Here is a 14318-nt window from a genome sequence, read left to right as displayed (position 1 = left end):
TCCTTGTTCGGAAGTCATCACTCGTGGGCTTTTCAGTGTAGCGCAGTTTGGAAAAATTATCCTGGGGCTACAAAATTGGGAAAATCAGCCGTTATAGCGATATACCCCAAGATTTGCGACTTCTATGCAGCGTTTCATACTCACACATTTGCTCCGCTCCCTGGCCTGCGCCGCAGTGCTGGCGCCGACGGCCATCGTGGCCGGCGCCGCCGAGCTGGGCGACGTTTCCGCGCGCTCGTACATCGGCCAGCCGCTGTCGGCCGATATCGAACTGGTGGCGCTGGCGCCCGACGAAGTGAACGCCTTGCAGGTGCGGCTGGCGCGGCCGGATGTGTTCCGGGGCGCGAACATCACGATGAACCCGGCGCTGTCGACGGTGCGCATGGCTGTCGTCAAGCGCGACCAGAAGCAGTTTTTGCACGTGACGACCACGCGCGCGATCGACGCCGACTACGTCCATATGTATGTGGAATTGAGCGCGGCGGGGCGGCAGGATGTGCGTTTGGCAACGGTCTGGCTGCAGGCGGACCCCAATCCGCCGCCGCCGCCGGCCCCGGTGGCGGTGTCCGTGCCGGCGCCAGCGGCGGCGACGCCGGCCGACGTCGAGCGGATCGCGGCGCAGGCGAGGGCGGAGCGGGTTGCCGCCGCGCCCGCCATGCCTGCGGCGCCGGCCGTGAGGGACCGGTCGCGCCCGGCGCCACTGCCGTCGTTGCATGAATCCGAAACCGGTGTTGCGGGCGCGCTCAAGGCCGCCGCAGCAGCGGCAGCGGCGCCGGTTCGGCCGACGCGAGCGGTGGCGGTGCGGGATTTGCCATCGCGCATAGCCGAAGCGATGGGGACGCCGCGCGGCGTAGCGGCCGCCGCCGCGCCGGCCGCTACCGCCGCGCCCGGCTCGCCGTCCAGCGCCGTGTCCAGCGCCGTGTCCAGCTCCGCGTCCACCTCCGCGTCCGCGTCCGCGCCGGTTCCGGCCAAGCCGCCGGCAAAGCGGGATGCGGCCGACGGCACGGTGCCGCTGCCGGTGGCGCAGGCTCTGCTGCCGCTGGGACCATTGCCGTTGCCTGCCGGCGTCAAGCGCCCGGCCGCGCCCGCCGCTTGCGCGCCGTCCGGCAACAGCGTCAAGGAATGTAAGGCGCTCGATACGCACAGCCTGGCCTTGTCCACCAAGCTGGTGGAGCTGGAGGGGAAAATGAAGGCGCTGCAAGGCGCGATCAAGAATGCGGCGGCGCCGGCGGCCGCTCCCGCCGCCGCGTCCAAGGTGGGGCAGGCCGGGACCGCCGTGTTGGCCGCGGCCGGCAGCAGCGTGGCGGCCGCGGTGGCGGCGCCGGCGGCGACGGCTAGCGACGCGCCGAAAGCTGCTTCGGTCGCGTCGGCGGCGCCGGGAGCGCCGTCCGGCCGCGAGACGGCGTCGGCCAAGCCCGCCGAGGACAAACCAGGCAAATCGAACAAACCTGTCCACGCCGGCGAAGCGCAGGCGGCGACGATGGATGGCGCCTCGGCGTCGGCCACGGCGGGCGCCGCTTCCGCCTCGGCATCGGCGTCGGCAGGCCGGCATGGCGCCAACGCGTCGGCCTCGGCGGCCGGTGCGTCCGCTTCGGCGTCGGCGCCGGTGCCGCTCAAGCGCGTGCTGCCCAAGCTGAAATACAAGAAGGAAAAGCCGGTCGAACGTCCGACCAACTATGTCGCCTGGGGCGCCGGCGCCGTCGGCGCGCTGCTGCTCGCTGGCGCTGGCCTGATCTACTGGCGCCGCAAAAAATCCGGCGCCGCGCCGCTGAAAATCTGGCAGGGCTTCCGCAAGAAAAAGCCGGCCGACGCGGCGGCCAAGCCCCAGGAGGCGCAGGCGCCGCACGAAGCGACGCCCGAATCAATGATGCAATAGTAATAAGCTTATTACCTCAGCTTTGCCTCTGGTGCCTCGATCTGGGTTATAGTATTCGACGCTTTTTGCACGCCATACCCCATTTTGAAAGAGCATATGACCGCAACGTCGCAATATCAGGAGCAGTACCACGCCTTCAAACAACTCGGCCTTAAACTGGATATGTCGCGTGGCAAGCCGGCGCCCGAGCAGCTCGACTTGTCCAACGCGCTGACCGAATCGCTGGGTGGCTTCAAGGCCGCCGACGGCACCGACGGCCGCAACTATGGCGGCACCATCGGCCTGCCGGAAGCGCGCGAGCTGTTCGGCAAATTGCTGGACGTGCCGGCCGCGCAAGTGGTCGTCGACAGCAGCGCCAGCCTGTCCCTGATGCATGACGTGATCATCTACAGCCTGCTCAACGGCACGCCGGGCAACGCGCCATGGGTGCGCGAGCCGGTGACGTTCCTGTGTCCGGTGCCCGGCTACGACCGCCACTTTGCCATTTGCGAAGCGCGCGGCATCAAAATGATCAACGTTCCGATGACCGAAGGCGGTCCGGACATGGACCTGGTCGAAAAACTGGTGGCCGAGGACGCCAGCATCAAGGGCATGTGGTGTGTGCCGAAGTACAGCAATCCGGGCGGCGTCGTCTATTCGGACGAGGTCGTCAGCCGCCTGGCCGCGATGAAAACCGCCGCGCCGGACTTCCGCCTGATGTGGGACGACGCCTATCGCTTCCACCACCTGAGCGAGAAGAAGCTCGACGTGGCCAACATCCTGGAAGCGTGCGCCAAGGCCGGCAATCCGGACCGCGCGATCGTGTTCGCGTCGTCGTCGAAGGTGACGTGGGCCGGTTCGGGCATCGCCGCGCTGGCCGCGTCGCCGGCCAATATCGCCTGGTGGACCAAGCATGCCGGCATCCGCAGCATCGGCCCGGACAAGATCAACCAGCTGCGCCACGTGCGCCTGCTGAAGGACGTCGCCACGGTCGAAGCGCTGATGGAACGGCACCGCGCGCTGCTGCAGCCGAAATTCGAAGCGGTGCTGGCGCAGTTCGAAGCCTATTTGGGCGACGTGCCCGGCGTGTCGTGGACGCGTCCGCTGGGTGGCTACTTCATCGACCTGGTGACGCCGGAAGGCTCGGCCAAGCGTACGGTGGCGTTGGCGAAGGAAGCCGGCATCACGCTGACGCCGGCCGGCGCCGCCTTCCCATACGGAAACGATCCGAAGGACAGCCACATCCGCATCGCCCCGAGCTTCCCGTCGCTGGACGAGATCACCAAGGCGGCGCAGGGGATCGCGTTGTCGCTGCGCGTCGCCTTGGCTGGCTAAAAATACAACTCCGGGGTCAAGTCTGACATTGGTACACGGGCTCGACCTTCGGAGGCGTTGACGGCGCCTCGTCGACGGTCAAGTGTTTCAAAATAAAAAAAGCGCCTTCGATGAGGCGCTTTTTCATTGGGCGGGCGGGTTTTATTGACGCGCCATGCCTGGTACTTGATTCATCCATGGATCGGCGATGTCGCGGATTTCGCGGTCGTTGGCCAGGATCTGCTTGAGCAGGTCGATTTTGCGCATGCGCGGGGCGCCGCTCAGGGCGGGCACGCCGGTGGCGACGGCGCGGGCTTCGGTGGCGCACTGGGCTTCCAGTTTGCTCAGGCCGTCCCAGTCGCCCATGCGCGCGGCGGCAGCCATCTGATTGCTCAAACCGGCAATGTTTTCGTACATCGAGAGGACTTCGGTAGCAATCATATACCCACCCAGGCTAGTTATCTTCGGCAAAACGGATTACCGCATGTCCTGATTAACGTCGCCTTAAACGGGAACTTTAGGGTATTTTGAAAAGATAATTGAAAAAGTCGAAAAAAAAGCCGCGCTGCTCGTTAGCAGGCGGCTTTTGTTGCCGTTAAGTTAAGCTTGCCGGCTTACTTCACCAGTTCCTCCAGACCAGCGCTCAGCTCGTCCGGTGATGGCATATCGTCAATCAGCGCGTTGTCGTCCAGGCCCAGTTCCTCGGCCAGTTCGGTCGGGTAGCATGCGGCGATTTCTTCTGCGCTCAGTTCGGCGTGCTCGACGCGCGCGCGCCAGGCCGCCAGCGAGACGACCGCCGCCAGACGATTGAGCTCGCCATTGTGATGCGGCTCGGGGAAGGCCTCGATGGTTTCCGAGAAGGCGGCCGGGAACTTCCAGCGCTTGGCCAACTCCGCGCCGACGTCGGCGAAGGTGTAGCCGAACGAGGCGGTCTCGGCATCGAGACGGCGGGCGTCCATCGGACCGGCGATCTTGTCGATCTCCATCGATTTTTCCGGCATCGCCGAATGCATCACCAGCTGGCCGATCGCATGCATCATGCCGATGGTGAAGGCGAGGTCGGTGTTTTCCTTGGTCTTCTTGGCGATCCACTTCGCCGACACGGCGGTGTGCAGGCTGTAGCGCCAGAATTGTTTGAGGTCGAGGCCGGGAACGGTCTTGAAACCGCTGACCAGGCCGGAGCTAATCACGAGCGTGCGCACGGTGACGAAGCCCAGCATCAACACCGCGTCCTCGACGGTGCCGATGCTGCGCGAGACGTGATAGTAGGCCGAGTTGGCCAGGCGCAGCAGCTTGGCGCTCAGCACCGGATCGGTCGCCAGTTTTTTCGCGATCTCTTCGGTCGAGACGCTGGCCTTGTCGAAACTGCTGATCAATTCCTCGACGACCTTCGGCGCGGTGGGCAGCGCGGTCGGATTCTGGAACAAGGCGTCAAGTTTCATTTTTATCTCCTCGAACTTCGTAATGGGGGCGTTGCTATAGGCTAACTATATAGCGATTCCCCGAATGAAAGAAGTGATTTGATACCCGAGCGTATCTTTTCCGCCTTGTCGATACGCTACACTGACACCATGGAACCCGATCACATTGAAGAAATCACGCAGAAAACACTGCAACACTACGAACAGACGGCGCAGCAATTTTTCGCCGGCACCATCGATCATGATGTCAGCCAAAACATTGCCGCGCTGCTCGACGCGATCGACGCGACGGCGCCGTACCGGTTGCTCGACCTCGGCTGCGGTCCCGGCCGCGACCTGAAAACCTTGCGCGGGATGGGGCACGAGGCGATCGGCGTCGACGGCTCGGCCCGCTTCGTGGAGATGGCGCGCGCCTACAGCGGTTGCCAGGCCTGGCACCAGGACTTCGTCCAGCTCGAGTTGCCGGCCGCGTTTTTCGACGGCGTGTATGCCAACGCTTCGCTGTTCCATGTGCCGAGCGCGGCGTTGCCGGACGTGTTGCGGCGCCTGCACGCGGCCCTCAAAGCGGGCGGTGTTTTGTTCAGTTCGAATCCGCGCGGCGACAACCGCGAAGGCTGGAACGGCCCGCGCTACGGCAGCTACTACGATTACGAAACCTGGGAGCGTTACCTGGTCGCAGCAGGTTTTAGCGCAGTCCAACATTACTATCGGCCGGCGGGATTGCCGCGCGATCAGCAGCCGTGGCTGGCCAGCGTCTGGCGCAAAATTTGATTGATGGCAGCGTTCGCGAACGCACAGAAAACTCAGCGGCTGGGGCCTATAGTTACTCCATCCACACAGCGCAGCGTTGTGTGTCCTGTAGCTTCAACAACGATAAAGGAGTTCATCATGAACAAGGATCAAGTTAAGGGTACGGCGAAAGATATCGGCGGCAAAATCCAGGAAAAAGCAGGCGAAGTGATCGGCAGCTCCGAACAGCAGGCCAAGGGCCTGAACAAGCAAGCCGAAGGCAAGGCGCAAAAAGGTCTGGGCGATGCCAAGGAAGCGATCGACGACGTCGTCAAAGGCAACCGCAACTAACAGCACCACTTCTGCGCCGAGCGCGCATCGCAGGCGATCATTCGCCGCATGGAAAAACAGCCGCATCAGCGGCTGTTTTCGTTTATCTACGCATAGATCAGGCCGCGATGCGGTTGCTGGACAAATCCCAGCCGCCGGCGGTGTTGCCGCCCGCGCCGCCGGAGATTTTTTGTTGCGTATAGCGCCACTTCACTTTCGAAAACTTCAGCGACACTTGCTCCGACAGCACATCGCCTTCCTGCACGCTGGGCGACACCGTGCCGACCAGCACATTTTCCAGTTCGATTTCGAAGTACTTGATGCGCTCGCCCTGACCATCGGCGCGCATGAATTCAAATTTCGCCTTCGGAATGGTTTTGCCGGATGAGCACGTTTGCAGCAGCACCGGCGACGCCAGGTCGGCCATTTTCAGCAGGGTGATATCCTGGTGTTCGCAACGCTCGGCGGTATGGCCGCCGCTGGTCGACGCGGTCGCCGACTTCGGCTGGCTCACCGCCCAGCTCACCGACTTGCACTCAATCCAATCCTTGTGTTTTTCATCCGCCGACTCGCCGCGAATACCGTCGATCTGCAGATAGACATCGATAGCCATAATTCCTCCTGGAATATAAGTGAAACGATGCGAAGCGCACCGCAGCGGGCATTATCGAATAATCAACAAATCTTCCCTTGTGGCCGCTCAAGCCACCCCAAAAAACTCCGGGGTCAAGTCTGTCATTCGGACACGGGCTCTTGTTTTAGGCGCCAAGTTCCTCTTAACGACGAGTTCGTGTCCGAATGACAGACTTGACCCCACGGGTTATGACCCCGCGGGTTAAAGTTCCTCTTAACGACGAGTTCGTGTCCGAATGACAGACTTGACCCCGCGGGTTATTTTGCGTCGGGCATCAAGTTCTTTTTGAAGAAGGCTTCGATGTTGCCATACACGTGGCGCTGCGGCGCGCGGCCGGCGATGCCGTGCTTGCCGCCAGGGTAGGTCATCAGTTCGAAGCGGACGTTGCGGCTGACCAGCGCGTCGATCATGCGCGTGGTGTTGGTGAACAGGACGTTGTCGTCGGCCATGCCGTGCATCAGCAGCAGCGGCGATTTCAGGCCGTCCAGGTGCGAGTAGACGCCCGCCGAGACGTAGCCGGCGGCGTTGGCTTTCGGCGTGCTCATGAACTGCTCGGTGTAGTGCGTGTCGTACAAGGCCCAGTCGGTCACCGGCGCGACCGAGACGCCCATCGCGATCTTGTCCGACGCTTGCGCCAGCAGGCGCAACGTCATGAAGCCGCCGTAGCTCCAGCCGAACACGCCGATGCGCTTGGCGTCGACGTAGCTTTGCTTGCCCAGCCATTCGATGCCGGTCAGCTGGTCTTCGATTTCGACCTTGCCCAGGTTCAGGTAGTTGGCGTCGGTGAAGGCGCGCTCGCGGCGGAACGAGCCGCGGTTGTCCAGGCGCCAGACCACGAACCCCTGCTGCGCCATGTATTGGTCGAAGAAATTGCCCCATTTGCGCGCCACGTGCTGCGCGTGCGGGCCGCCGTAGGTCGACAGGTAGACCGGATATTTCTTCACCGGGCTGAAGCCGCTCGGCTTGATCATCGAGTAGTACAGGGTTTGGCCGTCGCCGGCTTTCAAGGTGCCGTATTCGGTGCGCAGGTGCGCGTCCTTGTACTTGCCGTACGGGTGGTTGGCGTTCAGTTCGTTATGCTCGAGCCAGCCGATCATCTTGCCGTCCGGACGGCGGATGCTTACTTGCGGCGGGGTGTCCGGATCGGACCAGGTGTCGACGAATACTTCGCCATTGCGCGAGAACGACGAGTCGTGCCAGCCGTCGCCTTCGGTGATGCGGGTCGGCTTGTCGGCGCCGCTGCCGTCGAGCTTGAGCGCATAGGTCTGGCTGTCGATGACGGCGTCGCGGTTCGATTGCACGAACACGCGGCCGTTTTTTTCGTCGACGGCGAGCAGCTTGTCGATGCCCCATTCGCCGCTCGAAATCGGGTGCAGCAGCTTGCCGTTCAAGTCGTACAGGTAGAGGTGCTTGCGGCCGCTGCGCTCGGACGGCCAGATGAAGCCTTGGTCGTTGCCGAGGAAGCGCAGGTCGTCGAAGATGCTGACCCACGTCGGCGACGTTTCGGTGATCAGCACGCGCTGCGCCAGCGTGGCGGCGTCGACCGACACCAGCTCCAGCTTCTTCTGGTCGCGGCTCTGGCGCTGGAACAGCAAGGCCTTGCCGTTGGCGCTCCAGTCGGCGCGCACCAGGTAAATGTCTTGCTCCGCGCCGAGGTCGACGTTGCGGATCTCGCCGCTGACCGGCGAGACGATCTTCAGCTGCACCAGCACGTTCGGATCGCCGGCGGCCGGGTAGCGCTGCTCGATGACGTCGGTGCGGTCGGCGTAGATTTCAAAGCGCTTGACCACCGGCACCGGCGCGTCGTCGTAACGCTTGTAGGCGATGGCGGAGTCGTCCGGCGCCCAGTAGTAGCCGCTGGTCTGGCCCATTTCTTCCTGCGCGACGAACTCGGCTTCGCCGTTGTGGATCGTGCCCTTGCCGTCGGTGGTCAGCTGGCGTTCCTTGTTGTTGGACAGGTCGATGACGAACAGGTTCTGGTCGCGCACGAACGAGACGTAGCGGCCCTTGGGCGAGATCTTCGGGTCGAGCACGTTGCCGCTGGCGACCATGCGCGCCGCGTCGGGCTTGCTGACGTCGATCAGGTACAGGTTGCCGGCGATCGGCACCAGCAGCTGCTTGCCGTCGGGCGACCAGCTGTAGCTGAGGATGCCCTTGAGGCTGGCGGTGCGGGCGCGCTCGCGGCGGGCCTTTTCGGCGTCGGACAGGTTCTCGTCCGGCACCAGGATCTTGGAGTCGACCAAACGGTGCGTGGACTTGTCCTTGAGGTTGTATTCCCACAGGTCGAGCTGGAACTGGTTGTCGTCGCGGCCGCGCAGGAAGGTCACGCGCGCGCCGTCCGGCGACACCTTGAGGCTGCGCACGCCGGGGCCGCTGAGCGACGGGTCGGCATGGATGCGGTCCAGGGTCAGTTTTTCGGCGGCGGCGTTGCCGCCGGCCAGCAGGGCGAGAAAGCAAAGGATAAAGCGCATGGAAGGTCTCTTGGTGGGCAATCCAAGACGATACCAGAGTCGTGTTTATGTGGCGAGATGGCAATGTTCTGAATCCATCCCGCAAAACCGTCTTTCCTTCGGCGCGCGTGTATCGTTTTGTTTCAGGCGCCGCGCAGGCGCGCCAGCGACAGGTTGCGCAGCGACCAGCTCAGCAGCACGGCGGCCACCGTCAGCCCCACCACCAGCCCGATCCAGAAGCCGGACGCGGCCATCGGCGCAGCCGGCGACCACGGCATCCATTGCGGCGCCAGGCCCAGCCAGCATCCGAGCGGCAGCGCGAAACCCCAGAACGCCAGCAGCTGGATCTGCATCGGCTGGCGCGACACCTTGTAGCCGCGCAGCGCGCAGGCGGCCGCCACCTGCGTCGAGTCGGACAGCTGGAACAGCGCGGCGAACAGCAGCAGGTGCGCGCACAGTTCGCGCACCGCCGGATCGGACGTGTAGGCCTGCGCGATCTGGTGGCGGAACACCACGATGAAGGCGGCCGACAACACGGCGAACGCCAGCGACATCCACACGCCGACCCAGGCCACGAAGCGCGCCTTGAGCGGATTGCCTTCGCCCAGCGACTGGCCGACGCGGGTGATCAGCGCGATGCCAAAGCTGAGCGGCACCATGAACACCAGCGACGTGAAATTGAGCGCGATCTGGTGCGCCGAGATTTGCACCACGCCGTAGCGCGCCACCAGCAGGCTGACCGCGCCGAACGCGCTGACCTCGGCGAAGTAGCTGATGCCGATCGGCACGCCGAGCCGCAGCATCGTGCCGATCTCCGGCCAATGCGGCCATTCCCAGTGCGTGAACGGGTAGGTGGCGCGGTAGGCCGGGGCGTAGCGTATCCACGCCAGCATGGCGAACAGCATCATCCACATGCACAGCGCGGTCGAGACGGCGCAGCCGACGCCGCCCAGCGCCGGCAAGCCCCAGTTGCCGAACACCAGCAGCCAGTTGACGAAGACGTTGATGCACAGTCCCATGATGGCGATCAGCATCACCGGCAAGGTCTGGTTGATGCTGGTGCTGTAGCCGTACAACGCGCGGTAGGCGGCGAACGGCAGCAGGCCGATGCTGATGACATGGACGAACAGCTCGGCCTGGCGCTGCACGTGCGGCGTCAGGTACAAATGCGAGAACAGCAGCGTGGCGACGTTGACCAGCGCCGCCGCGACCAAGCCGACGCCGAGCGCCTTCCACAACGATTGCCGCACCGTGTGCGGGATCTTGCGCAGGTCGGCCGCGCCGACGTCGTGCGCGACGATGCTGTTGATGGCCATCATGACGCCGCTGACGGTGACCAGGATGATCGACCAGATCGACGCGCCCAGCGACACGGCCGCCAGTTCGTCGGCGCTGGTGTGGCCGGTCATGGCGACGTCGGCCACGCCCATGCCGACGGTGGCCAGCTGGCCGATCAGCATGGGCCAGGACAGGCGCCACAACGCGGCGGCTTCGGTACGGATCGACGACAGGGTGAAAGAGTGGGGCATGAGAGGGCGCGGCGGCAGGCTGATGTGGCAGGGCCCGCCATTTTACCGGCAGCGGGCGCACGATTGCATTTGGTTGCAATTTAGTTCGACTGCTGCGTATGCGAAACTTATACCATGCGCGTTATGTGCAGAAGAGGTCCACCCCGGACGTCGCCCAACCACCATTCAGGCTAAAAACATGAAAAAATTCCTGCCCCGCTTGCTGAACGCCGCCCTGGCGCTGGCCGCTCCCGCCGTCTTCGCCGCCGCCGCGCATGCCGGCGAAGTGACGCTCTATACCCACGACAATTTCGGCGGCCCGGCCGTCACCGTGCGCGACCAGGTTCCCGACCTGTCCTCCGAAGGCTTCAACGACCGCGCATCGAGCGTGCGGGTGCGCTCGGGCCGCTGGCAGCTGTGCGAGAACGCCAATTTCGACGGCCATTGCATCGTCCTCGGACCTGGCGAGTACCGCAAGCTGGAAGGTTTTAACGATGTGCTGTCATCGCTGCGCGAAGTGGGCGGCGATGGCGACCGCGGCGACCGTGGCGACCGCGGCCATGGCCGGCGCGGCGAAAACGGCGGCGGTGGCCGCGGCGGGGCGCCGATCGTGCTGTATTCGCAGTCGCGTTTCAACGGCGCCGAGCTCGAGTTGCGTGATGATACCCGTAAGCTCGATCGCCTCGATTTCAACGACCAGGCCGGCTCTGTGATCATCCGCGAAGGCAGCTGGCAGCTGTGCGACGACGCCGACTTCCGCGGCAAATGCGTGGTGCTGTCGCCGGGCCGCTACGACAACCTGCGCGACATGGGCGACCGCATCTCGTCGGTGCGCCGGGTCCGCTGACGGCTCTTCTGGGAGGCGCGCTCCAACCCGGTTTGCGGGTAGACTACGGGTAACGCAACAAGCAACCGGACGGAGCGCGCAACGTGGAATACAAGGACTATTACCAGACCCTGGGCGTGTCGAAAACCGCCTCGGAAGACGAGATCAAGAAGGCTTACCGCAAGCTGGTCCGCAAATACCATCCGGACGTCAGCAAGGAAGCCGACGCGCAAAAGAAAACCCAGGAACTCAACGAGGCCTACGGCGTGCTGGGCGACGCCGAAAAACGCGCCGCCTACGACGATCTGGGACGCGGCCGCCAGTTCCGCGCCGGCCAGGAATTCCGTCCGCCGCCGGACTGGGGACGCGGCTTCGGCGGCGGCACCGGCAATCCGGGCGCCGGCGGCGGCGCGCCTGCGGGCGGCGGCTTCGGCGACACCGATTCGAGCGACTTCTTCGCCGACCTGTTCGCCAACCTGGGCGGACGCCGGCGCCAGCAGTACGCCTACGAGCCGCAGCGCGGCGACGACAGCCACGCCACCATCACCATCGACCTGGTCGACACCTATCAGGGCGCCACGCGCAACGTCAGCATGATGGTGGCCGAGCGCGACGCCGCCGACCGCATCGTCACGCGCGAGCGCACCCTCAGCGTCAACATCCCCAAGGGCGTGACGGCCGGCCAGCAGTTGCGCCTGTCCGGCCAGGGCCAGCGCGGCGACGGCGGGCCGGGGGATTTGTATCTGGAAATCCAGTTCCGGCCCGATGCGCGCTACCGCGTCGACGGCCGCGACGTCTTCGAGACGGTGCCGGTGGCGCCGTGGGAGCTGGCGCTGGGCGCCGAGATCGAGGTGGCCACGCCGTCGGGCAAGGTGACCGTGTCGGTGCCGGCCGGCTCGCAAAGCGGCCGCAAGCTGCGCCTGCGCGGACGCGGCATTCCCGGCAAGGAAGCCGGCGACTTATACCTGTTATTGGAAGTGGTGCTACCGCCGGCCAACACCGACAAGGCACGCGAACTGTATCAAACGATGGCGCGCGAGATGGCGTTCAATCCGCGCGCGGGAGGATGAGCGATGGGACAGGCAATGGAAGCAGCGGCGGGGCAGTCGCCGATCACCGCCGTGTTGATCGATGAGAGCGCGCTGACGCTCGAGGAGCTGGCGCGCGCCTGCGCGGTCGAGCGCGACTGGGTGGTGCAGCGGGTGCGCACCGGCATCCTGATGGAGTGCGACTCGGAGGATTGCGTCAGCTGGCGCTTCACCAGCGCCGACCTGGTGCGGGCGCGCCGCCTGTGCCAGATCGAGCGCGACTTCGAGGCCAACGACGACGTCGCCGCGCTGGTGGTCGACCTGTCGGAGGAGATCTGCCGCCTGCGCCGCAAGCTCAGCGCGGCCGGCGTGAAGTAGCCGCGGGCGCCTGTTTGAGCGGCGTCGCGGTGATCGGCGGCGTGGCCACGGACGGCTGCGCGGTCGAGCGCTGATGGAAGGGCATGTGGATCGGCAGGTGTTCCCCTGCCGCCGTCGTCGGCTGTAACTTGCCGCCGTATTCCTCGGCGATGCGCCGGTCCATGTCGAGAAACTGCTGCATGACCCAGCGCGTGGCCGGGCCAGGCTCCTCGTCGCCGCGCCGTATCACATACAGCGGCGCGCTGAACGACGGCCCCTCGGCGACCTCGAGCTGCACCAGCCGTCCCGCGTCCAGGTCCCACTGGATGAACTCCACCGGCATGTTGCCCCAGCCGATGCCGCTGCGCAGCAGCGCGTGCTTGGAGCTCAGGTCGCCCAGGCGCCAGTCGCGCAGCGCCACCACGCCGAAATCCTGGCCCTTGGTCAAGGTGCTGCGGTCGGTCAGCACCAGCTGCGTGTGCTCGCGCAGCACCTCGTTGGGGATCTTGCCCTTGATCTGGGCCAGCGGATGGGTGGGCGACACCACCGGCACCATCGTCACCACGCCGCAGCTCTGCCGCTCGATGGTGTCCGCCGAGCCGGGCATCCACGCGCTCAGGCCGATGTGGCAGGTGCGGTCCATCACCAGTTGCGTGACCGCGCCTAGCGCCTCGGTGCGCAGCCGCATCGACACGGTCGGAAACTCCTTCTGGAAGCCGTGCAAAATGCGCACCAGCTTGCAGGTCGAATACATCACGTCGACCACCAGCGACACCTCCGCCTCCAGCCCGGCCGAGAGCGCCTTGGCGCGCGCGCGCATGCCGTCGACCTTGAGCGAGACGGCGCGGGCGTCGGCCAGGAGCGCCTTGCCGGCCTCGGTCAGCACCGGCTTGCGCTTGCTGCGGTCGAGCAGTTCGATGTTGAGCTGCTCCTCCAGGTTGGCGATGGTGTAGCTGATGACGGACTGCGTGCGGTGCAGCGCCCGCGCCGCGTGCGCGAAGCCGCCATGGTCGATGACGGCGATGAAAACGCGCAGCTGGTCGAGGGAGGGGAGGCCGGGGTCGCGCATGATGGTTGCCTGTGGTTGAAATTTAGATATCGATAAAATCGATCAGTAAGATTTAAATTTAGTGTATTTCATCGATAGTAATACCGTTCTATGATGCGTGCAACCCTACCACTTAAAGGAAGCACATCATGGCAACCGTACTCCACATCGATAGCAGCGTTCGTCACACCGGTTCGCTTTCACGCCAGCTCGGCGGTGAATTCATCGCGAAATGGAAAGAAGCCAACCCTTCCGACGTCATCGTCACCCGCGACCTGGCCGCCGCGCCGCTGCCGCACCTGACCGAACAGCTGATCGGCGCCTACTTCACCCCGCCGGACCAGCGCAACGCCGACCAGGCCCACACGCTCAAGCTGTCCGACACCCTGGTCGACGAGCTGCTGGCGGCCGACACCATCGTCATCGGCGCGCCGATGTACAACTTCTCGGTCACCTCCGGCCTGAAGGCCTGGATCGACCACGTCGCCCGCGTCGGCCGCACCTTCAGCTATGGCGCCAATGGCCCGAGCGGCCTGGTGACCGGTAAAAAAGTCTATGTCTTCATCGCCAGCGGCGGCGTGTACAGCCAGGGCCCGGCGGCCGCCTACGACCACCTGACGACCTACCTGCGCGCGGCGCTGGGCTTCCTGGGCATGACCGACATCACCTTTATCGTCGCCGAAGGCGTATCGATGGGCGGGGAAGCGGTGGCCAACGCGATCGCCAAGGGCCGCGCCGACATCAACGCCATCCTGGTATAAACACGCAACAGTATCGCCACCGAACGAAGCCCCGCTTGCGGGGCTTGTTCTTTGCTG

General features: G+C 64.7%; 14 protein-coding genes. 8 read left to right on the top strand and 6 right to left on the bottom strand.

Annotation, left to right across the window (positions count from 1 at the left end):
• Window positions 1-148: 148 nt before the first annotated feature.
• Together BMX85_RS08215 and BMX85_RS08210 are read left to right on the top strand one after the other, a co-directional pair.
• Window positions 149-1876 (top strand): type IV pilus assembly protein FimV, encoded by a 1728-nt coding sequence (locus tag BMX85_RS08215; RefSeq protein ID WP_143067929.1) that lies wholly within the window; start codon window positions 149-151, stop codon window positions 1874-1876.
• A 96-nt stretch (window positions 1877-1972) separates the two neighbouring features.
• Window positions 1973-3190 (top strand): aspartate aminotransferase type Ic, encoded by a 1218-nt coding sequence (locus BMX85_RS08210; protein WP_090315657.1) that lies wholly within the window; start codon window positions 1973-1975, stop codon window positions 3188-3190.
• Between the two features lie 141 nt (window positions 3191-3331).
• On the opposite strand, the gene BMX85_RS08205 is transcribed toward BMX85_RS08210, so the two are convergent.
• On the bottom strand, window positions 3332-3610 hold the full coding sequence (locus tag BMX85_RS08205; RefSeq protein WP_090315654.1) for a flagellar protein FliT: 279 nt from the start codon (window positions 3608-3610) through the stop codon (window positions 3332-3334).
• 173 nt (window positions 3611-3783) lie between these two features.
• Complete coding sequence (locus BMX85_RS08200) at window positions 3784-4611, bottom strand: HDOD domain-containing protein (protein WP_090315652.1); 828 nt, start codon at window positions 4609-4611, stop codon at window positions 3784-3786.
• Window positions 4612-4740: 129 nt separating this feature from the next.
• On the opposite strand from BMX85_RS08200, the gene BMX85_RS08195 reads away from it, so the two are divergent.
• Together BMX85_RS08195 and BMX85_RS08190 are read left to right on the top strand one after the other, a co-directional pair.
• Window positions 4741-5361 carry a class I SAM-dependent methyltransferase gene (locus BMX85_RS08195; RefSeq protein ID WP_090315650.1) on the top strand — a complete coding sequence of 207 codons (621 nt, stop codon included), beginning with the start codon at window positions 4741-4743 and terminating at the stop codon, window positions 5359-5361.
• 117 nt (window positions 5362-5478) lie between these two features.
• Window positions 5479-5670 (top strand): CsbD family protein, encoded by a 192-nt coding sequence (locus BMX85_RS08190; protein WP_090315647.1) that lies wholly within the window; start codon window positions 5479-5481, stop codon window positions 5668-5670.
• A 97-nt stretch (window positions 5671-5767) separates the two neighbouring features.
• On the opposite strand, the gene BMX85_RS08185 is transcribed toward BMX85_RS08190, so the two are convergent.
• The 3 genes from BMX85_RS08185 to BMX85_RS08175 all read right to left on the bottom strand — a co-directional run bounded on the left by BMX85_RS08185 (window position 5768) and on the right by BMX85_RS08175 (window position 10262).
• Entirely contained in the window at window positions 5768-6262 is a 495-nt protein-coding gene (locus BMX85_RS08185) for an Hcp family type VI secretion system effector (RefSeq protein WP_090315646.1), read from the bottom strand.
• 278 nt (window positions 6263-6540) lie between these two features.
• Window positions 6541-8754, bottom strand: a complete 2214-nt coding sequence (locus tag BMX85_RS08180) for a S9 family peptidase (RefSeq protein WP_090315644.1) — start codon at window positions 8752-8754, stop codon at window positions 6541-6543.
• A 122-nt stretch (window positions 8755-8876) separates the two neighbouring features.
• Window positions 8877-10262, bottom strand: coding sequence for an MATE family efflux transporter (locus tag BMX85_RS08175; RefSeq protein WP_090315643.1), 1386 nt, complete (start codon window positions 10260-10262; stop codon window positions 8877-8879).
• Window positions 10263-10440: 178 nt separating this feature from the next.
• On the opposite strand from BMX85_RS08175, the gene BMX85_RS08170 reads away from it, so the two are divergent.
• The 3 genes from BMX85_RS08170 (at window position 10441) to BMX85_RS08160 (ending at window position 12473) form a co-directional block, all read left to right on the top strand.
• Complete coding sequence (locus BMX85_RS08170) at window positions 10441-11088, top strand: beta/gamma crystallin family protein (RefSeq protein ID WP_090315641.1); 648 nt, start codon at window positions 10441-10443, stop codon at window positions 11086-11088.
• A gap of 83 nt (window positions 11089-11171) precedes the next feature.
• Window positions 11172-12137 (top strand): DnaJ C-terminal domain-containing protein, encoded by a 966-nt coding sequence (locus BMX85_RS08165; RefSeq protein ID WP_090315639.1) that lies wholly within the window; start codon window positions 11172-11174, stop codon window positions 12135-12137.
• Window positions 12138-12140: 3 nt separating this feature from the next.
• On the top strand, window positions 12141-12473 hold the full coding sequence (locus BMX85_RS08160) for a chaperone modulator CbpM (RefSeq protein WP_229210348.1): 333 nt from the start codon (window positions 12141-12143) through the stop codon (window positions 12471-12473).
• Here BMX85_RS08160 and BMX85_RS08155 read toward each other — a convergent pair.
• Window positions 12451-13521, bottom strand: coding sequence for a LysR family transcriptional regulator (locus BMX85_RS08155; RefSeq protein ID WP_229210347.1), 1071 nt, complete (start codon window positions 13519-13521; stop codon window positions 12451-12453). The two genes, BMX85_RS08160 and BMX85_RS08155, sit on opposite strands and share 23 nt — an antisense overlap.
• 128 nt (window positions 13522-13649) lie before the next feature.
• On the opposite strand from BMX85_RS08155, the gene BMX85_RS08150 reads away from it, so the two are divergent.
• Window positions 13650-14261: an FMN-dependent NADH-azoreductase gene (locus BMX85_RS08150; RefSeq protein WP_090315636.1), complete on the top strand. Its 612-nt coding sequence runs from the start codon at window positions 13650-13652 to the stop codon at window positions 14259-14261.
• Window positions 14262-14318: the final 57 nt, after the last annotated feature.

The sequence above is a fragment of the Duganella sp. CF517 genome (assembly GCF_900110275.1).
In the GTDB taxonomy this organism is placed as follows: domain Bacteria; phylum Pseudomonadota; class Gammaproteobacteria; order Burkholderiales; family Burkholderiaceae_D; genus Rugamonas.
Note: the sequence above shows the minus strand (reverse complement) of the source record. Positions and strands in the feature narration are given on the sequence as shown.

Bases quoted from the DNA above. Each gene is read 5' to 3' on its own strand.
- BMX85_RS08190 (WP_090315647.1), top strand. From the start codon at position 5,479: ATGAACAAGGATCAAGTTAAGGGTACGGCGAAAGATATCGGCGGCAAA.
- BMX85_RS08210 (WP_090315657.1), top strand. From the start codon at position 1,973: ATGACCGCAACGTCGCAATATCAGGAGCAGTACCACGCCTTCAAACAA.
- BMX85_RS08180 (WP_090315644.1), bottom strand. From the start codon at position 8,754: ATGCGCTTTATCCTTTGCTTTCTCGCCCTGCTGGCCGGCGGCAACGCC.
- BMX85_RS08170 (WP_090315641.1), top strand. From the start codon at position 10,441: ATGAAAAAATTCCTGCCCCGCTTGCTGAACGCCGCCCTGGCGCTGGCC.
- BMX85_RS08155 (WP_229210347.1), bottom strand. From the start codon at position 13,521: ATGCGCGACCCCGGCCTCCCCTCCCTCGACCAGCTGCGCGTTTTCATC.
- BMX85_RS08150 (WP_090315636.1), top strand. From the start codon at position 13,650: ATGGCAACCGTACTCCACATCGATAGCAGCGTTCGTCACACCGGTTCG.
- BMX85_RS08200 (WP_090315652.1), bottom strand. From the start codon at position 4,611: ATGAAACTTGACGCCTTGTTCCAGAATCCGACCGCGCTGCCCACCGCG.
- BMX85_RS08185 (WP_090315646.1), bottom strand. From the start codon at position 6,262: ATGGCTATCGATGTCTATCTGCAGATCGACGGTATTCGCGGCGAGTCG.
- BMX85_RS08195 (WP_090315650.1), top strand. From the start codon at position 4,741: ATGGAACCCGATCACATTGAAGAAATCACGCAGAAAACACTGCAACAC.
- BMX85_RS08205 (WP_090315654.1), bottom strand. From the start codon at position 3,610: ATGATTGCTACCGAAGTCCTCTCGATGTACGAAAACATTGCCGGTTTG.
- BMX85_RS08175 (WP_090315643.1), bottom strand. From the start codon at position 10,262: ATGCCCCACTCTTTCACCCTGTCGTCGATCCGTACCGAAGCCGCCGCG.
- BMX85_RS08160 (WP_229210348.1), top strand. From the start codon at position 12,141: ATGGGACAGGCAATGGAAGCAGCGGCGGGGCAGTCGCCGATCACCGCC.